Annotated in this window: 21 protein-coding genes and 1 tRNA gene; 9 read left to right on the top strand and 13 right to left on the bottom strand. The window is 59.5% G+C overall.

Features of this window, described 5'->3' with window-relative positions:
- Positions 1-173: 173 nt before the first annotated feature.
- Positions 174-830 (bottom strand): hypothetical protein, encoded by a 657-nt coding sequence (locus tag HCZ30_RS05180; protein ID WP_167637031.1) that lies wholly within the window; start codon positions 828-830, stop codon positions 174-176.
- A gap of 270 nt (positions 831-1,100) precedes the next feature.
- Between HCZ30_RS05180 and HCZ30_RS05175 the strand changes: the two genes are divergently transcribed.
- On the top strand, positions 1,101-1,499 hold the full coding sequence (locus HCZ30_RS05175) for an NUDIX hydrolase (RefSeq protein WP_246212599.1): 399 nt from the start codon (positions 1,101-1,103) through the stop codon (positions 1,497-1,499).
- Between the two features lie 749 nt (positions 1,500-2,248).
- On the opposite strand, the gene HCZ30_RS05170 is transcribed toward HCZ30_RS05175, so the two are convergent.
- From HCZ30_RS05170 to HCZ30_RS05155, 4 genes are all read right to left on the bottom strand, one after another.
- Positions 2,249-2,455, bottom strand: a complete 207-nt coding sequence (locus HCZ30_RS05170) for a hypothetical protein (protein ID WP_167637027.1) — start codon at positions 2,453-2,455, stop codon at positions 2,249-2,251.
- A gap of 224 nt (positions 2,456-2,679) precedes the next feature.
- Positions 2,680-3,705, bottom strand: coding sequence for an ABC transporter substrate-binding protein (locus HCZ30_RS05165; RefSeq protein ID WP_167637025.1), 1,026 nt, complete (start codon positions 3,703-3,705; stop codon positions 2,680-2,682).
- Positions 3,702-5,096, bottom strand: coding sequence for a sensor histidine kinase (locus HCZ30_RS05160; protein WP_167637023.1), 1,395 nt, complete (start codon positions 5,094-5,096; stop codon positions 3,702-3,704). The genes HCZ30_RS05165 and HCZ30_RS05160 overlap by 4 nt, the downstream gene beginning before the upstream one ends.
- A complete protein-coding gene (locus tag HCZ30_RS05155; protein WP_167637021.1) occupies positions 5,083-5,760 on the bottom strand; it encodes a response regulator transcription factor in 678 nt (225 codons plus the stop codon). The genes HCZ30_RS05160 and HCZ30_RS05155 overlap by 14 nt, the downstream gene beginning before the upstream one ends.
- A gap of 172 nt (positions 5,761-5,932) precedes the next feature.
- Here HCZ30_RS05155 and HCZ30_RS05150 point away from each other — a divergent pair, with 172 nt between their 5' ends.
- From HCZ30_RS05150 to HCZ30_RS05140, 3 genes are all read left to right on the top strand, one after another.
- On the top strand, positions 5,933-6,922 hold the full coding sequence (locus tag HCZ30_RS05150) for a Bug family tripartite tricarboxylate transporter substrate binding protein (protein WP_167637019.1): 990 nt from the start codon (positions 5,933-5,935) through the stop codon (positions 6,920-6,922).
- Positions 6,923-7,023: 101 nt separating this feature from the next.
- Positions 7,024-7,455 carry a tripartite tricarboxylate transporter TctB family protein gene (locus HCZ30_RS05145; RefSeq protein WP_167637017.1) on the top strand — a complete coding sequence of 144 codons (432 nt, stop codon included), beginning with the start codon at positions 7,024-7,026 and terminating at the stop codon, positions 7,453-7,455.
- 1 nt (position 7,456) lies between these two features.
- On the top strand, positions 7,457-8,995 hold the full coding sequence (locus HCZ30_RS05140; RefSeq protein WP_167637014.1) for a tripartite tricarboxylate transporter permease: 1,539 nt from the start codon (positions 7,457-7,459) through the stop codon (positions 8,993-8,995).
- Between the two features lie 42 nt (positions 8,996-9,037).
- Here HCZ30_RS05140 and HCZ30_RS05135 read toward each other — a convergent pair whose 3' ends face one another.
- The 8 genes from HCZ30_RS05135 to HCZ30_RS05100 form a co-directional block, all read right to left on the bottom strand.
- Positions 9,038-9,661 carry an HAD family hydrolase gene (locus HCZ30_RS05135; RefSeq protein WP_167637012.1) on the bottom strand — a complete coding sequence of 208 codons (624 nt, stop codon included), beginning with the start codon at positions 9,659-9,661 and terminating at the stop codon, positions 9,038-9,040.
- A 99-nt stretch (positions 9,662-9,760) separates the two neighbouring features.
- Positions 9,761-10,519 carry a hypothetical protein gene (locus tag HCZ30_RS05130; protein WP_167637010.1) on the bottom strand — a complete coding sequence of 253 codons (759 nt, stop codon included), beginning with the start codon at positions 10,517-10,519 and terminating at the stop codon, positions 9,761-9,763.
- Positions 10,516-11,805 (bottom strand): hypothetical protein, encoded by a 1,290-nt coding sequence (locus HCZ30_RS05125; protein ID WP_167637007.1) that lies wholly within the window; start codon positions 11,803-11,805, stop codon positions 10,516-10,518. The genes HCZ30_RS05130 and HCZ30_RS05125 overlap by 4 nt, the downstream gene beginning before the upstream one ends.
- Before the next feature lie 105 nt (positions 11,806-11,910).
- Positions 11,911-12,909 carry a DNA topoisomerase IB gene (locus tag HCZ30_RS05120; RefSeq protein ID WP_167637005.1) on the bottom strand — a complete coding sequence of 333 codons (999 nt, stop codon included), beginning with the start codon at positions 12,907-12,909 and terminating at the stop codon, positions 11,911-11,913.
- A 135-nt stretch (positions 12,910-13,044) separates the two neighbouring features.
- Positions 13,045-13,121 (bottom strand) — tRNA-Arg (locus tag HCZ30_RS05115).
- A 62-nt stretch (positions 13,122-13,183) separates the two neighbouring features.
- Entirely contained in the window at positions 13,184-14,584 is a 1,401-nt protein-coding gene (locus tag HCZ30_RS05110; RefSeq protein WP_167637002.1) for a sensor histidine kinase, read from the bottom strand.
- Between the two features lie 15 nt (positions 14,585-14,599).
- Complete coding sequence (locus tag HCZ30_RS05105) at positions 14,600-15,964, bottom strand: dihydrolipoyl dehydrogenase family protein (RefSeq protein WP_167636998.1); 1,365 nt, start codon at positions 15,962-15,964, stop codon at positions 14,600-14,602.
- Entirely contained in the window at positions 15,961-16,650 is a 690-nt protein-coding gene (locus tag HCZ30_RS05100; RefSeq protein ID WP_246212598.1) for a TVP38/TMEM64 family protein, read from the bottom strand. Before HCZ30_RS05100 ends, HCZ30_RS05105 begins: the two co-directional genes overlap by 4 nt.
- Positions 16,651-16,926: 276 nt before the next feature.
- Between HCZ30_RS05100 and rpmH the strand changes: the two genes are divergently transcribed.
- The 5 genes from rpmH (at position 16,927) to HCZ30_RS05075 (ending at position 20,155) form a co-directional block, all read left to right on the top strand.
- Positions 16,927-17,061, top strand: coding sequence for a 50S ribosomal protein L34 (rpmH, locus tag HCZ30_RS05095; RefSeq protein ID WP_140194174.1), 135 nt, complete (start codon positions 16,927-16,929; stop codon positions 17,059-17,061).
- A 20-nt stretch (positions 17,062-17,081) separates the two neighbouring features.
- Complete coding sequence (gene rnpA, locus HCZ30_RS05090) at positions 17,082-17,474, top strand: ribonuclease P protein component (protein WP_432442752.1); 393 nt, start codon at positions 17,082-17,084, stop codon at positions 17,472-17,474.
- Positions 17,471-17,692: a membrane protein insertion efficiency factor YidD gene (gene yidD / locus HCZ30_RS05085; RefSeq protein ID WP_167636993.1), complete on the top strand. Its 222-nt coding sequence runs from the start codon at positions 17,471-17,473 to the stop codon at positions 17,690-17,692. Before rnpA ends, yidD begins: the two co-directional genes overlap by 4 nt.
- 20 nt (positions 17,693-17,712) lie before the next feature.
- Entirely contained in the window at positions 17,713-18,579 is an 867-nt protein-coding gene (gene ttcA, locus HCZ30_RS05080; protein WP_167636991.1) for a tRNA 2-thiocytidine(32) synthetase TtcA, read from the top strand.
- Between the two features lie 61 nt (positions 18,580-18,640).
- On the top strand, positions 18,641-20,155 hold the full coding sequence (locus tag HCZ30_RS05075; RefSeq protein ID WP_167636989.1) for a putative bifunctional diguanylate cyclase/phosphodiesterase: 1,515 nt from the start codon (positions 18,641-18,643) through the stop codon (positions 20,153-20,155).
- The last annotated feature ends 11 nt before the right edge of the window (positions 20,156-20,166 follow it).

Raw genomic sequence — 20,166 nt, 5'->3', positions numbered from 1 at the left:
AGGTTGTGACCGATAGATTGCCTGTCCGTTGATGGAAGTCAACCCTTACGGACACACTTTCGGACAACCCTTAGGGTGACCGTTACGGTATACCCTTGCGGACAAAACGAACAGATCGCGATTAGGGTGTGGGCCACGCTTCTATTCGATGAGCCAATTTTAGCCCACTTCTCTCAAGACTTTGTTGGTTCGTTGTTCGGATGATGTATAGCCATCAGTGCAGCTAATATTAGAGTGCAGGTCAATTTAGTGACGTCAAAAAAAGCATCACAAATTTCATAGTAGTCATGCTCACCTGTTACGATATCTTCGCCTGTTATCGCAAAATTGATATCTCCTGTGTCATCATCGAGTTCCTGTATGCTCGCAATGAGGGGTCGAAAAGACAAATGAACAAAGTCAGATGTACTATGGTAGATGGGCTCTATCCAAGGCTCATCTGCCATAAGCCATTCCAGCATTTTTTTATCATACATGGGTACTGCATGACCCTTCACTGTCTTTTGTCGCGACAACAATTGTCGAAAATTTTTCGTACCCTTGAAGACTTCTGATAGCTGGCTTTCTGTACTATGGAGATACTTGAGCCCATTAATCCGCATTGCAGTATCTATCTGAGTTCTCAGTAGAATTGCTGCCGAGGGAAAGTTCTTGGCTTCAATCATTGACCGGAAGCCACGTGACTGAGCGAGCGTCCGCTGGGAAGCGCCTAAGATGAACCAAACAGTAAGATACATGGGAGAGTCAGGTTGGAGAATTTTCCCAGCCTTTTGTGGAAGCTCTCGCTCCAGCTTGATCAGTTTAGTGATGCGAGTAGATAGATCGGTCATGCAAGGTTAGGTAGCAGCATTTGGGTCGTTAACACGAGCTTTATTTCCTACGTTCATAACAACTCCCTAGGGAGGGGGGATAGCAGCTCAAGCTATATATAATATCGGCCTGACAGATGCGTCCGACAAAACAAAACGCCCCTCTCATGGCCCTCCTCCATTCCCCTTGCCTACACCATGCCCCGCCCCTAGCGTGCCCGTATGACGACATGGCGACCCTCACCCCGCATCCGGTTCAAAGCTCTCGGCCTTCACTGGCGGGAGGGCAAGTTGCTTGCGAGCGAGGTCTTGGGTGATGATGGCAACGTCAAAGGCGTGCGGCCTCTTGGCGGGTCTGTGGAGTTCGGAGAGACGGCAGAGGAGGCCGTCGTGCGAGAGTTCCGTGAGGAGCTGGACCTCGAGGTGAAGACCCACGGCCCAGCGCTCTACTTGGAGAACATTTATACACACGAGGGCAGCCTCGGCCACGAAGTGGTAGCCCTGTTCGAGGTCACCTTCACGGACGCCGCCTTCGCCGGAGAGACCCGGATTGAGTTTCGTGAGAGCGATGGAAGCTCATGCTTCGCTGAATGGTTCGATCTAGAGGAGCTCGACCTCCTCGACGGCCCCCGTCTCTATCCTAACGGGCTCAAGGCTCTGTTAGCGGGTAGCCCTAAGCGGCAAGGCTAATGGCAGCCTTGGAGTGACGAACCCTTAGGAGATGTAAGAGGTGTTCAACTCCTTCATCATCTCTGTCAACAGCACCGCTTAGGGGTCTTGATAGTCGGAGAGGGAGGGGGAGGTCGGCCCTTAACGGGAACCGCTAACATACACCGTTATGTATAACCTTAACGGGGAGGGGGTATTCAACTGGGTGGGATTATCCCAAGTTGTCGAAATTACACACTTTTTTGAGGGTGTTTCAAACGGGGCTCAAACCGAAAAGAAAAACCAAGCACGGAGCCTCCAAGAGGCCCTTAGAGCGCCCTTGAAGGAGCAGCGTTGTTTGGGTGTATGGTTGGGTCCTGAGTGATCGGCGGCACATCCAGCAGCTACGAAGCGCTTTAAGCGAACCGCACTTGCGAGACTGCTAGGGGCATCTTTGGCGGGTGGCATGAGAGAGGACAAGCAAGAGGTAGTCTCCACCTTCACTGGCACCCTCACAAACACCTCTACTCTCTTCTCTTTAGAGGGAGGAGGTGGAGGAGGTGTACCTCTAGCTGGACCTCTCACGGGAACCGCTAACGTACACCTCTCCTATATAACCTTCATTCATATATAGATCATAAGGGTGGGAAATTCCCAAAGCGTTGAAATCATTACATCTTTTTTCGGGGCAAAATGGGGGTCAGAACCGCAAAAAAACCCCAAGCAAGGAGCCTCAGAGAGGCCCACACAGCGCCCTTAGAGGGGCACCTATGCTTGAGGGTATGGTTTACTTATCGACGGCGCTTGCGGCCTCTGAGAGGCGCTCCTGCGGGCTGTCCGACACCGCTGATGAATGCGGGCTTCTTACGGCGGCCATGCTGACCACGGGCCTCGCGTATGAACTCCAAGAGGACAGCGTCACGTTCCCGCTCACGGGCCTTGTTGAAGGTCTCTTCGTTGTCTTGGGCCATCTGTTCGGTCCAGTACGCCACAGCCATTGAGAGGGCGCCCAGACGGTCATCATCGAAAGGGTGCCTTGCCCCCACATCAACCGTCATCGCGGAGGTGGTAGATAGCGCGTCAGCAGACGGAGAGAAATACGTAGTGTACCGACCACCACACTCAAATAACACTACAAAGTTCCCTTCAGAATATCATAAAAACAAATACTTAAACACATAATAGCAGCCATCAACCTTCATCCTTCAGGGGTCGCCACTTATCACGGAACATCTGGCTCGAATGCGTTGGACCATAGCGCGAAGAGCTGTCGCCTTTGGCCCTGATCCATCGCGATAAGAAGCGTCGGAGACAGGGCAATCGGGCGGCGGGCGCTGACGGGCATTCCGGTTTCTTCGGACGCGTGCGCCATGCGAAGGCCGACGTCCGCGAGCATTTGCTGTGCTTCCTCATCCAGCAGGAAATCCAGTAGGCGCTCGGCGATCTGCGGTTGGCGGGCGTTGTTGGGGATCATGAAACCGCGCGAGAGGATCAGCGTGTAGTCCTCAGGCGTGATGATGCCAACATTCGGGCGCTCGTTGCTGGCGGCATAAGAGCCGAGGACGTTGTAGGCGATCTGGAACCTACCGGAGGCGACACCGTCGATGATCTCGGCCGAACAGCAGGTCGCGACGGCTCCGACGCGGGAGAAACCTTCGAGCATCGCGCCAAACGTAGACGCCTCCAGACTGTCGCTATGGGCAAACAGGAACCCGAGGCCGGATTCGGTGATGTCATAGGTCGCGATACGGCCCCGCAGGTCGGATGGCCGTGTCCGCATCAGATCAAGCAGGGCAAAGCGGGTGCGCGGGACGTCGGCACCTTTGATCTGATCGCGATTGTACACGATAACAGCGGGTTCTTGGGTGATGCCCCAAAGCTCGTTCCGCCAGCGGCGCGTGTCGGGCAACGAGGCGGTTAGCGCCGAGGTGTAGGGCCGCGCACAAGACGCATTCACCAGCCAGACCATCTGCTGCACCGCGGAGGAAAACACCACGTCGGCGGGGTCATCACCGCCTTCGCAAGCGGTGCGGCTATTCTCAAACAGCGCGTTTGATCCCCACTGTTCAAAATTGACCGTGATGCCCGGGTTCAGTTCTGCGAAGCGTGCGATAACCGGGCCAAGGATGTCGATATCGGTAGTCGAGCGGAGACGGAAAATCTGGGGGCCAGAGCCGAAGGTCTGCGTTGCCTCCTGCGCCTGAAGCATGAAAGGGAAAATGAGGAGAAACGCGAGAATATACCTCATACGGATGGACCTTTCGTGCGGGCCGGAAGGACGAGCGAGATGCGGAAGCCCTGCTCGTTCTTGCGCATCTCGACGCGGCCATCGAAGGCCGAAGCCACGCTGGTGACGATGGACAGCCCGAGGCCGATGCTTTCTTCGCGGCTGTTGACCGAGCGGGCGAAGCGCTGACCCAGCCTGTCGATGATCGCGTCATCCGGCCCAGCGCCCGCATCCTGCACCCAGATCAAAGCTTCGTTGCCGATGTGATCAACGCCGATCAGCACGGGCGCCTTGCCGTATTTCAGAGCGTTCGACAGCAGGTTTTTGGCAGCTTCGCCGACCGAGAATTCGTCCGTGGAGACGGGGACGGGATCTTCTCCGATAATCAGGCTGACTTCTTTGTCGGGGGCGAGCAAATCGTGGTCGCGACGTTCAATGATATCGAGGGCAACTTCGCGCAGATCGAATTCCACGCGGGGAGCGGCCTCGGTGCGATGGATCACCAACGCGCGGGAGAGTAGCTGATCGAGCAGCGTGCCCAGTGAACGGGTGCGGAGCAAGAGACGCTCCATCGCGCGGTCGCGGGCGGTCTGGTCCTGCTCTTCCAGCGTGGTCTCGGCGAGCACGCGGATGGCGGCAACGGGCGTCCTAAGCTGATGAGCCGTGTCGGAAATAACGTTCCGCATGGCCTCGAACTGGTTGTCCAGACGCCCGATGAAGCGGTTCATTGCATCGAGCATGACCTTAGGCTCGCGCGGCATTCCCTCGGTCGACATCGGCGTCAGGTCGTACGGGTCGCGATGGGTGAGATCGTCGGAAACGGCCTCAAGCGGGCGCATGGCGGAGCGTATGGCGAACCATGCGAAGACAAGCAGAGCCGCCCCCGCCAGAGCCATCGGCCAGAGCGCGTCGATCATCAGGTTGAGCGCCATATCGCGGCGCGCACGCAGGGTTTGGCCGACGATGACCGTGATCTCGCCCGAAAAATCGCGCTCGGCAAAGATGCGGGGGAGGACGACGAAGCGCGCCTCCTCGCCCTGCAATGCGTCGTTGATGAAAACGGGCTGGGTGTTGGTGCGCGGCGCATCCAGCAGGACGTCCCCGCCAAGGCCGGTGATCGCCGTGCCGCCCGGGCCACGGACGGAGTAGTAAATGCGGTCGTCAGGGGCCTGCGCCAGCAGCTCGAAGGCAGACACGGGAAGGTCGACGATGGGCCACCCGTCCTGAATGCGGATGGATTCGGCAATGTCGCTGGCCGCGCCGACAAGCACGCGGTCGAACGCCGTCCGCGCTGCCTGTTGACCGTTGTAGAACGTCGCTCCCGCCACGAGCAGACCGCCGGCCATAAGGATGAAGAAAACCGCAGCCGTCAGACGCGTGACGAGGCTATGCGGACGGTTATTCCTGCTCATCAAGGCCGATCCGGTAGCCGACGCCGCGCTGGGTGAAGATCGAAACCCCGCTCCCCGCGAGCTTTTTGCGAAGACGGGCTGTGTAGAGCTCGATGGCGTTCACACCGACGTCAGCGTCCTCGAAGCTGAACAGCGAGTCGTAAAGCCGCGTCTTCGACATGATCTGGTTGGGATGACGCATCAGAACGCCAAGCAGCGCGGCCTCGCGTCGTGTCAGGTCCAACCGCTTGTCGCCAAGCGTCGCCGTCAGGTTCGCGGGCGAGAATGACAACGGACCCAGTTGCAGGTCCCCGCCCTTCTGATCGGCATCACGGCGGACGAGCGCTCGCAGGCGCGCCTCCAGTTCGCGTTGGTCGAAAGGTTTGACCAGATAATCGTCCGCGCCGAGGTCTAAAGCGCCGACCCTGTCATCGACGGACACCAATGCTGTCAGCATCAGAACCGGCGTCCGGTCCCCTGCCCCGCGCATCTCGTTCAGCAACGCAAGGCCGGAGCCGTCGGGCAGGTTGATATCCAGCACAGTGGCATCGTAACTCTGTACCGCGCGGAAATCACGGGCAGATTCCAGCGTTGGGGCCAGATCGCAAGCGATCCCGATACGCGCGAAATGGGCAGCCACACCTTCGGCAAGGTCGGTGGTGTCCTCCACCAGAAGAACCCTCATTCGCGCTTTCCTCCGCCGATTATCCTGCACCATGACCGTTTGACAGGTTCATGACAGGTTCGTCCCCTATTGAAGTCTAACCCGTGCGGAGGGGGGCCGCAATCTGCGGTCATTTCCACGGGTATTCCGACCAAAGCCCATCAGAGGTAAGGTCGTCGATAGGAGGAAAAACATGAAATTCACTGCAACCCGCACCTTCGTTGCGGCAGCGATCCTTGGCATGTCGGCATTCGCCGCTTCGGCTCAGGACTTCAGCCCCGAAAACCCCGAATGTATCGCTCCGGCTAACCCGGGCGGCGGCTGGGACTTCACCTGCCGTCAGGTTGGCAAGTCGCTTCAGGACCTCGGTCTGATCGACTCGACCATGCAGGTCGTCAACCTTGCCGGTGGTGGCGGTGGCGTTGCTTACGCCGAAGTCGTGAACAAGCGTAACGACGATAACGACCTTATCGTTGCTGCATCGTCCGCGACCGCGACCCGTCTGGCTCAGGGTGCATACCCGGGCAACACCATGGAGCAGGTTCGCTGGCTCGCTTCGATCGGCGCTGACTACGGTGTGATCGCCGTTGCTGCCGATAGCGAAATCGAAACTCTTCCGCAGCTGCTCGACGCGATCAAGAACGACCCGACCTCGACTTCGGTTGCTGGCGGTTCGGCTGTTGGCGGCTGGGACCACCTGAAGGTTCTCATCGCTGCTAACGCTTACGGCATCGATGATGTCCGTTCGGTCAAGTACATCGCATTCGATGGCGGCGGCGAAGCTGTCACCCAGCTGCTCGCTGGTTCGGTTCAGGCTTTCACCGGTGACATCTCGGAAGCAAAAGGCTTCGTAGACTCGGGCGACATCAAAGTCCTCGCAGTTCTCTCGCCGGAGCGTCTGGACGGCGAATTCGCTGACTTCCCGACCGCGAAAGAGCAAGGCGTTGACGCCATCGGCGCTAACTGGCGCGGCTTCTACGCACCGGGCGGCATGTCGGACGAAGCATACGACGCTTGGGTTTCGGCCATTGGCGACCTCTACGCTTCGGACGAATGGAAAGAGATCATGGCCAACAACGGTCTGGCTCCGCTCGACCTGCAGGGCGACGAATTCCAGTCCTTCGTTGCGGACTCGGTTGCCCAGATCCAGCAGATCTCCAAAGAAATCGGCATCATCAACTAATTGCTGAATTCTCCGGCCGGACCTAGCGCTGGCCGGAGACCTCCCGGCGCGCCTTTCGGGGCGCGCTTTTTCATAACATTCTGTTGTCGAAGGAGTGGATCATGAGTGATCGCATCTTCGGCCTGTTCGGACTTCTTCTTTCGATCGGTTTCGCCTTGGCGGCATTCCAGATCGAGGAGAGCTTCCTCTCCGATATCGTCGGTCCGAAGGCCTTCCCCCTGATTATCGCAACCATCCTCGGCATCTCGTCGCTGGTGATCGCGCTGCGTCCTGACCCCGAACCGACATGGCCGAGCCTGCTCCGCTTTGTCGAAATCGTTGCGGCAGCCGTCGTGATGATCATCTACGCCGAAGCCCTGCCCGAAATCGGCTTCGTCGTCGCAACCGCTTTCGCTGCGGCCTACATGTCGTGGCGTCTCGGCTCCAAGCCGCTCGAAGCGATCCTTGTCGGCGTCGGCACTTCGGTCGGCATCTACGTCATCTTCCATCTCGCGCTGGGCCTGTCGCTCGCTCGCGGACCGTGGGGTTTCTGATATGGATACTTTCGCATCACTCGCGGACGGTTTCGCCATCGCTTTGACGTGGCAGAACCTCGCACTGGCCCTTCTGGGCTGTTTCCTCGGCACGATCATGGGCGCCCTTCCGGGCCTCGGCCCGTCAAACGGCGTCGCCATCCTGATCCCGCTGGCATTTACGCTCGGCCTCGGCGCGACGCCTTCGCTGATCCTGCTGACCTCGGTCTATTACGGCGCGATGTACGGGGGGCGTATTTCGTCGATCCTGCTCAACATTCCAGGTGACGAACCTGCGATGATGACCTGTCTCGACGGTCACCCGATGGCGCTCAAAGGCCAACCGGGCGAGGCGCTGTCCCTTTCGGGCATTGCATCCTTCGTCGGTGCGTTCTTCGCAACGTGGGGTCTGATCCTGCTGGCACCGCAGCTGGTCAAGATCGCCCTGCTGTTCGGACCGGCCGAGTATTTCGCCCTGTTCACCCTCGCGTTCATGACGCTGGGCGGCGTGTCTTCGACCAACCAAGCGAAGTCGGCCTTCGCCGCTGCGCTCGGCCTTGGTCTTGCGACTATCGGCGTCGACACCCAGACCGGCGTTCCGCGCTTCACCTTCGGCGAAGTGCACCTCTATGACGGTCTCGACTTCCTCGTGGCGATCGTAGGCCTCTTCGCGCTTTCCGAAGTGTTCATCTTCCTTGAAAACCGTCACGGCGGTTCGGATGCCGACGCCACGAAGATCAAGATCGGTAAGCTCTACCCGCCGATGTCGATGATCAAGCAGACCACCCCGACCATGCTCCGCACGTCGGTGCTCGGCTTCCTGGCTGGCGTTCTGCCGGGTGCAGGTGCGTCGCTGGGTTCGTTTATCTCCTACTCGATGGAGAAGCGTCTGGTCGACAAAGAGGGCACCTTCGGCAAAGGCGACCCGCGCGGCGTCGCTGCACCGGAAGCCGGTAACAACGCTGCCGCTGGTGGCGCGCTGGTTCCGATGCTGGCACTCGGCGTTCCGGGTTCGGGTACGACCGCTGTTCTGCTCGCCGTCCTGCTGTCGCTCAACATCACGCCTGGTCCGCTGCTGTTCACCCAGAACCCTGACGTGGTCTGGGGCCTAATCGCAGCGCTGTTCATCGCCAACTTCATGCTGCTGGCACTGAACATCCCGATGGTCGGCATCTTTACCCGCGTTCTGATGATCCCGTCGCGCGTCCTGATGCCCATCGTGGCTATGGTCAGCTTCGTCGGTATCTACGGCATCTCGGGTTCGAGCTTCGACCTTCTGGTCATGATCGGCTTCGGCGTCATGGGCTGGGTGCTGCGCAAGCTGGACGTTCCACTCGTACCGGTCATCCTCGGCACGCTGCTCGGCAACTCGATGGAGAACAACCTCCGCCGCGCGATCAGCATCGACAACGGTGACTGGTTCACCCTGATCGACACTCCGCTGGCGCTGACCCTGTGGGCCATCGGCATCATCGGCTTCATCATCCCGCTGTTCATCGGCGGCAAGGTGAAGAAGCAGATGCACGAGAAGCGCGACGAAGAAGGTTCGATTTCGGACTAAAAGAAAAGGCCCTCCGCGATCATCTCGCGGAGGGCTCCTTACTTAGCCCAGCAGTGATGCGATGGGCTGATATGGATGAGGCGTCTCGGACGCGAACTCCGGCATCATAAACACCGTCATTCCGGCCGCGAAACCTGCCGCCAATCCGGTCGCACTATCTTCGATCACAGCACATTTCGACGGCTCAACCTCGCAAAGGTAAGCCGCCCGCAGGTAGGGCTCCGCATCCGGCTTGCCCTTGATCACGTCATTGCGGCTGATGGTTTTCAGCTGCGGACGCAGCAGGCCAACGCGCTCGAGATTATATTCGACGATGAGGCGGTCCGAGTTCGATACGACCATCTGCTGCACGCCCATCTCATCAAGCTTTTCCCAGATCGGGAAAGCGACCTCATGCGGCTTCACCATTTCTGGCTTTGCGGCGTAGGCCTCGAAACGCGCCTGTGCCCATTCGACGAGGTCTAGTTCCAGCCCGAGGTCGCTGCGCAGATATTCGTGGACATCCTTTTCGGTCATCCCGAGCGTCCGGTCGTGAAAGTCATCGGGGATCGTCAGGCCCAGCGCGCCCATTGCGTCGACAAAAGACCGCAGGTGGTTCGGCTCGCTATCTACCAGCGTCCCGTCCATATCCCAAAAAACCGCATCGAACCGGAAATTATTGCTCATACACCTATCCACCCGGCGTTGCGGGCTGTCCCATATATTTTTTTTGGACATAGGTCATGAGGGACGCGATTGCGACCTGAGAAATACTCCGAGCAGCATTTAACTGTCGGTCGTTGTCATTCCGTACTCATCAAGCTCTTCGGGCAGCAGCACGTAAATCTCGTCCGGTGGGGTCGACAGGGACAACTCCATGATCCGCAAGTCGATGCCCATGTCGCTCAGATAACCCACCACAGCAGCCTGCCCGCGCTGGATATCCTCGACCGCGATGAATGCGGGAAGGGCGACGTTTTCGTCGAAATAGTGCTGATGGACGCCCACAAGCGAATCCTCATCGACGGTGCGCGTCACACCTCCGGCGAGGACATACGGACAGGCAGAGAAACAGATATCGCCGCTCTCCATTACGGTGCCTGCGTCCATGTCACGGATCGTCCGGCCAATCGCGAGCGCGTCCATGACAGAGCCGCCGGGGGAGTGCAGACGGATAGTTTGCGGCGCATCGCGTCCTTCGAGCCATTCGTCGAACCGCTCGGCATCCCCACCCGCGATGGTACCGGTGAGCAGCACGGCATCGCCGGCTTCCTCGAACCGCAGGCGCGACGGCATGTTCCCCGGCGACGGGATGTCCGTCACGCGGTCGGGATTGCCGGGGCGGGCAGGAATGTCGGCAGGTCGAAAGCGCCGCGTCTGATCGCCTGGGCTGACGGGATTGTCGAGCGAGGGCTGGTTCGACGGCGCGATGAGTGACGGTAGCGCCCGCATCAGATCGCCGCCCGCTAGCACAATCGCCATCCCGATCTGGAAAGCGAGAATAGCAAGGATGGCGCGGCGAACGGTGTTCGACTTGCCGCTCACTCGGTCACACTCGGTTTGGGCGCATCCGTCGGCGTAACCACATCGCGCGGCGGAGTGCGCAGTTCGACAGCCGTTTCCACTTCGCGGATGGCATGAAGCGCGGCGCGGAGTTCAGCCAGCGTCAGCGTGTCTTCGGGCGGCAAATCACCTCGCCCGGCGCGAATGGCCGATTGGGTGACCATGAGGATCAGCACGAGCACGGCAGGCAGCAGGTCGATGGCGATCGCACCGGCCCAAGACGGCATGAAGTTGCGCGCATAGAGGATCACCGCGTCTGCCGCGGAAACTGGGGTGTAGATCACCTCGGGCGGCGCGGGGCGGGCGAGCACTTCCTCTGCCGCTTGCGACAGGGACGCCGCGCGAAGTTGGAGGACTTCGAGCACCGACGTGATGGTCTGTTGCTGCGCGGCTTGCCCGTCCGTGGTGCGGCTATCCAGCTCGGGCAAGACCACTGACTCGGACAGGTCAGCGGCCGCACGTTCGACAAGGGGAGCAACGGAGAACTGGCGGAGCTGCGCAACAAGACCTGCGAGGCGCACAGCTTCCTCGCTGAACGCGACCGAACGGGATTCAACGGGCCCCTGCTCTACCGTCAGTGCGCGCATACGCGAAAGCGTGGCGTTGCCTTCGTCAAAAGCGGCTTCGATGAACGGCGCTTGCTGAACGATCTGTTCTTCAAGGGCAGATAATTCCGCAGCCTTCTGGGTCAGCACACGGAAAACAGCGCCGCGACCAGCGAGGCCGGAGAGGTTACCGTCTGCTTCCTGTGCCGACAGGTCTTCGAAGCTCTGACGCACACGGGCCACGTCGCGCTCCAACGCCTGCGCGGTGATTGCGGTGTCGTGGGCCTGCTCCAGCGCGACCTGATAGTCCTGCACGGTTTCCGCCAAGTGCTGTTCAACCGCCGCCGCACCAGCGAGCGCCGCAGCGTTCAGCCAAGACGACATCGCGATAATCGCGCCGCAGCCCAGTACCATCGCGCCAGTCAGTTTAATCTTCGACGCCGTGGTCCGCATCGCAGGCAAAAGCCGCATCAGATATGACCAGAAGACGAAGATGCCGACAGACACAGCAATGGAATAAGCCGCTGCGGCAAAGAACGAAAACGCTCCCGTGTCGTCCAGCAGACCCGAGACGCCGAGGTAGGTGTAGATGCCCGAAGCGGTGGATAGAACCGCGAGCGCGGCGCCGGAAAATGTATCGAGCCAAGCAAGATGTCCTTCGAGTTCCCTTGCATGTCTCAGGCCATGGCCGTTGTCGCCCTGAGGCGCATAGCGGTCTGTCATCCGGTGCCGTCTCCTATGAGGTTTCGCCCATAAAGTGTTGCTGCTTGCACGACAGATCAAGCGCGCGGCGGCGATGAAAGGAAAACCTACGGTGATGTGAACGGCTTAGCGGCCGAGGAAAGTCAGAAGTTTGCGCTCAGGCACCCGCAGTTCGGCCATTTCAGGCGCAGTGATACCCGACAGCATCTTGTGGCGATCTGGCATCTCGGCAAGGTCCAGCACGTCAGGGTGGATGTAGGATTTGCGACTGATGGTCGGCGTGTTGCTGAGAACCTCTGCCGAAGCCTCGGCCATCGCCTTGATCGTTAGGCGCTCGTCTTCGTCGGCGGCAAGCGCGGTTTCAAACGCGGCGAGCGTTCCGCCCCAAGTCCGGAAGGTCTTCGCCGTCACGTTCTGGCCAGTGATGTCCGACAGGTACGAGTTCACGTCGTGCGAGCTGAGGCTGCGGGACTGGCCGCCTTCGTCGATCCAACTAAACAGCTGCTTGCCGGGAAGGTCGCCGATCTGTTGCATGATTTTATGAAGGCGCTTATCGCGCAGGCTTTTCTGCACCCGTTTCCCGCCTTTCGCGCGATATTTCAACTTCACCACGCCATCCCCCAGCGACAGATGCCGCGACAGCAACGTCGTAGCCCCGAACGATCGGTTCGTCGCGGTGTATGCAGGATTGCCGATCCGCAGATGCCCGCGGTCCAAAAGCAGAACCAGCGCGGCGAGGCTGAACGCCATATCGCCCGCGTCCTCTTGCAGATCGCGCCGCACACGGCGACGAATCGAGGGTAACGCCTCACCAAAAGCGATCAGTTGGGAAAACTTGGTTTCGGCCTGCGCCGACGACCAGAGCGGGTGATAGCGGTATTGCTTGCGACCCGAAACGTCGGTGCCCGTGGCCTGAAGATGACCATTGTCGAGCATACAGATCCAGACGTTTTCATAAGCAGGAGGAATGCCGAGGCCGCGTATACGCTCGAGCGCAATAACGTCCGGCTTTTTGCCGTCAGGATCGCGATAACTGAACCCTTTTCCTGCGCGACGCCGCAGGAAACCTGGTTCGCGGTCGGACGTATGTACCAACCCGCAAGATAGCACCTGACCGTCCGGCATAGGTCTCCTCCATTTGATAACGTGGAAAGGAAACAATCGGAGATATGTTTGGGTTCCCGACGGTCGCAACGCGCGAACATCAAACCGCATCCGGCTGCTTAGCCAGTTGGATTTGTTACACTTTCGGGAGGGAAGTGGCGGACTGGGGAGGATTCGAACCCCCGACCCCTTGATTCGTAGTCAAGTACTCTATCCAACTGAGCTACCAGTCCGCGGTGAGTGAGGGCGATGTACCTTTAGCGTTCGGGGAGCGCAAGAGCGAAAAGCAACTTTTTTATGTCTCGGTCGAAATAATTTGGAAGTCGCTCTTCGGCAGGATGATTTCGAAGGTCGTGCCCTCCGGTCCGGTAGTTAGCAGACCAAGCTGACCGCCGTGGCCGCGGATCAATTCCGAAGCAATAACAAGGCCCAAGCCGGAGCCGCCCTTTGATGCGCCGCCATGGAAAGCTTGGAAAAGGTGATCTTTGGCACGCATCGGAAGACCCGGCCCAGTGTCAGCCACAACGATGCGCCAACGGTTTTCATCCTCGCTGGCCTGAATGCTGATCTCACCGGAATCGCCGGTGTTCATGATGGCCTGACGGGCGTTGCGCACAAGGTTACCGATGACGCGATAAAGCTGCTCGCTATCGGCGCGAACGGTCATGGAGGCGGGAATATCCTCGGCAAACGAGATGTCATAATCGCCCGCTGACAAACGTTCGCTGTCGATAACGTCCGATACAATCTCGGCCAGCGCGAAGCGGGTAAGATTCGGCGGCGGCTCGGAAGCGCGTCCGAAGGCCAGCGTGTTTTCGCAAAGATGCACGGCACGGGTGATCGAGTTGACCAGTTTGGGCGCGAGTCGCTGCACAACGGGATCAGTAGACACCTCGATACGGTCGGTGAACAGCTGGGCCGAGGTGAGAATGTTGCGCAGATCGTGGCTGACCTTCGCGACGCCCTCACCAAGCTGGGCGAGGCGTTCGCGCTGTTTCAGTGCGCCGGTGAGCTGGGTCTGCATCGATCGCAGCGCGTCTTCCGCCTCGCGAAGTTCGGCGACGCTCGCGGTCGGATTGATAATGCGCCGCGCATCCTCGGGCGCTTCTGCATAGACCGACATGGCCCGCACAACGCCCTTGATCGGCGCAACAAGGAAGGTTCGGACGGCAACGAACAACAACATCGCGGTGATGATCGAGATCGCAGCCGACAGGATAAAAACATTCAGGCCATATTCCAGCATCGCCTGCCGCAAGGGCCCCTGCTCCATCGTGACTTCGATCAGTAGACCGCCGTCCTGCACAGGGTTGCCGATGACGCGGATGATCGGGTTACCCTTGGTGAACATGGCTGACAGCGCGTCTGAAATCAGCGTCACCGCACCATCGTCGCGCAAGTCGTAAGTGGCAACAATCGGCGAGGGAATCGGCGATGACAGTGCAAGTTCGCGCACTTCGTCACGGCGGAGCACGACGTTAAAGACGCCGGCGTTATCCAGCAGCTCCTTCTCCAGCGAATCGGAGATCATGCCGTCGGCAAGTAGCGCCAGCGAGGCGATCTGGGCTCGTTCGAGGCGCAATGACAGATAATCCTGCCGATAGCGCGCAACGGAAGGGACGAAGATGAAAACCTCCGCCAGCAGTACAAAGATGACCGTCAGGAACAGGAAGCGCCCTGAGAGTGTCTTGAACATTGATCCTCCGTGCTCCTACGGGAGCCAGCGCTGCACGAGGCCGACGGCAGTCTTGACCAGCGCGCTGTCGAACAGCTTGGGACTAAAATAGGAACCGGCAGCGCGTTTGTTAATCTCGGCAAGCGTCGGATAGGGAAAAACAGCGTTCGACATAGCCGAAAGCTTCATGTTGTTCGCCATCGCGAGCGCCCACGGTGCGATCAAATCGCCCGCATTCGGCGCGACGAGGGTGACGCCGACGGGGCGACCCTTGTGCACCATCAGCTTGATGAAACCTTCGGTGATGCCAGCCGTCACGGCGCGGTCGTTCGATTTAAGGTCTTCGCGAATGACGGTGAGCTTGTCGCCGTGTTCCTTGCGAGCCTCGGCTTCGGTCAGGCCGATCTGGGCCAGCTCGGGCGAGCCGTAAGTAACGCGCGGGATGTGCGCGGTCTTGGCCTTGGCCGGAATACCGAACAGCATTGAGCGGATGATGACCCCGCCGTGATAGCCCGCTAGGTGAGTGAACTGCATTCCGCCCGCAGCATCGCCGATCGCGTAGACTTTCTTATTGCTTACCGAACGGAGGGAACCGTCCACGTCGACGCCAGTCTTCGTTCGCGGGACGTTGCCCTTATCAAGGTCGAGCTTATCGAGGTTCGGCTTGCGGCCAGCGGCCACGAGCAGATGCGAACCGGTTACAGGCCCCTTGGACGTTTGAACGGTGACGCCATTCTCAGCTGAAACGGCTTCGACCTTCGCGCCCTCCATGAGAGTGACGCCTTCGGCCCGCAACCGGTCGAGCACAATCTTAGCCGCGTCAGGGTCTTCTTTGCTCAGCGCTTGGTCGCCGTCGATGACGGTGACTTCGCAGCCAAACGACCGGTGGGCAAAGGCCATCTCGATCCCGATGGGGCCGCCGCCGATGATGATCAGGTGCTCTGGCGTCTCCCGCTGCGCAAACAGCGTCTCGTTGGTCAGGTATGGCACACTGTCGATACCGTCGATTGGCGGCACCATCGGCGAAGAGCCCGTCGCGATCACGATGCGCCGCGCTCCGATACGGGTATCACCTGCAATAATGGTGTCCTCGTCCTCGAACCGCGCAGTGTCGCGGATGACAGTGCAGCCCAGCTTTTCAAAGCGTTCCTGACTGTCGTGAGGAGCAATGGTCGTGATGGCGCGCTGAACGTCGGCCATAGCCTCGGCGTAGTTCATGCCAGCGCGGCCCGCATGGATCAGCGTTTTCGACGGAACGCAGCCGTAGTTCAGGCAATCGCCGCCCATCTTGCCCGCTTCGATCAGGACAACTTTGGCGCCCATCTGCACTGCGCCCGAAGCCACGGTCAAACCGCCGGAGCCTGCGCCAATCACGCAGACATCTGTTTTAATGGTGTTCATTCAGGCGTCCTTTTGCCCTGCCAGCGCTTCCAGGTGCTCGGCACCAGCGCCGCACAAACTACCAAGATAACGATCACAAGATAGCGAGGTTCCAGAAAACTCGACGCATCAGGCAATTCTCCCGCGTCGAACACAGCGCCAAGGCCGGCGCCCGCCGATGTATAGAGGAAAGCGCCCGGAATGATGCCGAGCGCAGTCGTGACGACATAGCGATAGAGCGGCACGCCCATGAGCGCAGGCAGCAGATTCGCGACAAAGAACGGCACGAGTGGCAAAAGCCGCATTGCAAAGAGAACCGACCACTGGTTTTCGTCGATGCCGTCCTTGATCCGCTTCACGCGGCCCGAGCTCGAATCGATGCGGGACACCAGCGTGTCGCCGAACCCGAAGCGTACCGCGAGGAACAGAAGCGTCGCGCCGACAGTCGCCCCGAGCACGTTCAGCAAAAGCCCAGGAAAAATCGAAAAAAGGAACCCGCCCGTGAGCGAGATGATCGTCGCGCCGGGGATAGAGGTAGCGACGATAGCCACGTAGACGGCAACGAAAATAATGACCGCAGCCACATAATGACTATCGCGATAAGCCAGCAAAGCCTCACGCTGATCTCGGAGAGCATCAAAGCTCAGATACTCGCCATACATCGCATAGAGAATCGCCGCGGCTACAGCGAGGATCGCGATGGGCATTAGCCGGATCAATCGTGGCATAGGGTCAATTTTCCGCGTAAAATAAGGTCGAGCAATAAGCGCTCAATGGCCGAAAGATAGCGCGCCGGATAGGGTTCTCACGCCGCTATGATAAATTGTTGCAATAACAAGGCGGAGAATCGTGGGATCAGGGCAAAAACCACGGTGAGCCGCGTTGACACATGACGGTATCGCGACTAAAGGCAGGGCCTCGAATGCTTAACGGCCTCGAATCCTGAGACGGGTTCGGCCTTCTTTTAGACCGGAGAGAACGCGATGAAGCGCACGTTCCAACCCTCGAACCGAGTTCGCAAGAACCGTCACGGCTTCCGTGCCCGCATGGCAACTAAGGCTGGCCGTAAAGTCCTTAACGCCCGTCGCGCACGTGGCCGCAAGAAGCTGAGCGCCTGATTGGCGCCGCGAGGTCATCAGTGACTTCGCAACAGCTTGACCAGACGCAGACCGCCGAGGCCGCGCCTACGGCGGTTTTCGTTCGTCCGCCAGTCCTGAAAAAACGGGCCGATTTCCTGCGTGCCGCATCCGCGCGTCGTCAGGGGACCAAAGGCTTTCACCTTCAGGCACGTAAGCGCGACGACGATGAGCCTCTGCGCGTCGGTTATACTTGCTCGAAGAAAGTCGGTAACGCGGTTGCTCGCAACCGTGCCAAACGTCGTCTGCGCGAAATCGCGCGGCTGATCATGCAAAAGCATGGCCGCGACGGTTGGGATTATGTCCTCGTCGGACGTAAGGACATGACTGCCGACCATAACTTCGACCAGATGAAGCGCGACCTGATCTGGGCACTGAAAAAGGTGCACCAATGACCCCGCTTGCGTGGGTCATATCTCTGCCCGTGCGCGCCTACCGCGTGGTCCTGTCGCCCTACATCGGACACAGCTGCCGGTTCCAGCCGACGTGCTCTGCCTACGCGATGGAAGCGCTGGAAAAGCACGGCGGGATCAAGGGCACCTACCTCACCGTTCACCGCCTGCTGCGCTGCCACCCTTGGGGCAGCTCCGGCATCGACAACGTACCTGACTGATAGCGCCTTCGGAGGCCGCCATGCTCGACGATCTCGACGACATCCACCCGCTCTTCCACGGCGCTCCCAAGTCGACCGAATTCAAAAAGCTGCGCAAACGCATCGTGCAGAACGTGCGTCAGGCGACCGACGATTTCGGTATGATCGAACGCGACGCGCGTTGGCTGGTGTGTCTGTCAGGCGGCAAGGACAGCTACACCCTGCTCGCGGTTCTGTATGAACTGAAGTGGCGCGGCCTGCTGCCCGTCGATATACTTGCCTGCAACCTTGATCAGGGCCAGCCTGGGTTCCCGTCGACCGTGCTGCCGAAGTTCCTTGAGGACATGGGCGTTCCGCACCGGATCGAGTATCAGGACACCTACTCCATCGTTGTTGACAAGGTCCCGCAGGGCCGCACCTACTGCGCCCTCTGCTCGCGCCTGCGCCGCGGCAACCTCTACCGGATTGCACGCGAAGAAGGATGCAGCGCTGTTGTGCTCGGCCACCACCGCGACGACATCCTCGAGACGTTCTTCATGAACCTCTTCCACGGCTCGCGCCTCGCGACGATGCCGCCGAAACTGGTAAACGAAGACGGCGATCTGTTCGTCTACCGCCCCCTCGCCTATGTGGCCGAGGCCGATTGCGAGAAGTTCGCCAAGTCGATGAACTACCCGATCATTCCGTGCGACCTCTGCGGTTCGCAGGACGGCCTCCAGCGCATGCAGGTCAAAGGCATGCTCGACCAATGGGAAAAGAACGCCCCTGGTCGCCGTCAGAAGATGTTCCGCGCGCTAATGAATACGCGCCCGTCCCACCTGCTCGACCCTGCCCTGTTCGACTTCAAGGGGCTGGAGATCGGCGAGCGAAAACAGAACAATTCTAACGATATTCCCGACCTGCGTTAACGATCCGGTCAACGTTGTTCCCTAGCGTGGCGGCAAGACTGCTACGGCGAAGGACAAGACAATGTTGAATATCGGGTACAATACTGTGTCCCAGAACCTGCGGCGCGCGATCGAAAGTGTGCCGCTCTCGGTCATCACGCCTATCGGAGCTTTCGCCGGATTCGAGATGCTCGGCTACGCGGGCCTCGTTGCTGGCGCTGCTATCCCGCCCGTTTTGCTGAAGTCGCTATCGCGCGATGTCCAAGTAGACCGTGTGACCGACCTGATGACCCGCGATGCGTTCATGAGCGCGGCGCACCGGCGATTGATCCACGCCCAACGGCGGCGCAAATTCAGCACTTTGTTCCTCATTGAAATCGACCGGCATAAACTGCTGGAAGAGGTGCACGACCGCGACGGGATCGAAGAAATCCTTCGGATTGTCGCATATCGGATCAAGCTGAACATTCGAGAGACCGACCTGATTTCACGCATGGACGGGTTTTCGTTCGCGGTCATGACCGATCTGTCGAGCAAGCCGGACATAGAAGACGCGCTCGAACTCGCGTCCCGCATCCAACAAGCGATCAAGCGTCCGCTGATCGTCGGGCGCATGAACGTCCACATGACGGCTTCCATCGGTTTTTCGATGTCCGACTGCATTTCGTCGACCCGAACCGAAGACCTGCTGCAAGCGACAACAAACGCGCTGATCGAGGCCCAACGCCACGGTCCGTCGTCAGTCCGTAGCTATTCGCCAGCCATGCGGAGCCGCATCGAAGCGCGAAATAGTCTGATGCAGCAAGTCAGCCGCGCGTTCCACGACGGCGAAATCCGCGCGTTTTTCCAGCCGCAGGTGTCGACCGTGACAGGTGAAATTACCGGCTTCGAGGCGCTTGCCCGCTGGCAACATCCCGACCGCGGCCTGATCCCGCCCCTCGATTTCCTGCCTGCTATCGCGCAGGCCAATATGATGCATCGGCTCGGCGAAGTGATCCTGAACGACACGCTCGAAGCCATCACGCGCTGGGACCAGAAGGGATTCACCGTGCCACGTGTCGGCGTGAATTTCTCCAGCGAGGAGCTTCACGCCATTAACCTCGTGGACCGCATCCGGTGCCGTGTCGGGTCGTATCGCCTCCTTCCAGACCGCATTGCTGTCGAAGTGCTGGAAACGGTGGTCGCCAATCAGGCGGACGAGATCCTGTTCAGCAACCTCTCCGGCCTCGCGCGCCTCGGATGCAGCCTTGATCTGGACGATTTCGGAACTGGGCACGCATCGATCACATCGATCCGCAACTACTCGGTCGGACGCATCAAAATTGACCGGTCCTTCGTCTCTGGCATCGACAAGGACGTAGAACAGCAAAAAATGGTGGCAGCTATTTTGACGATGGCGGAGCGGCTGGGCCTCCAAACCCTCGCTGAAGGGGTCGAAACGTCGGAGGAGCGCGCAAAATTGGCCCAGCTGGGCTGTCACGAGGTCCAAGGCTACGGCATCGCCCGCCCGCTCGCGCCCGAATTGGTGGACGACTGGATTTCGAACTACACTGCACAGCGGATCAGCCCGCCACCCCGACATCTCAGGGCGTGCTGACCTTCGCAAAT

It is taken from the genome of Marivivens donghaensis (assembly GCF_011806565.1).
Lineage (GTDB): Bacteria > Pseudomonadota > Alphaproteobacteria > Rhodobacterales > Rhodobacteraceae > Marivivens > Marivivens donghaensis_A.
This window is presented reverse-complemented; position numbering and strand designations above follow the sequence as displayed.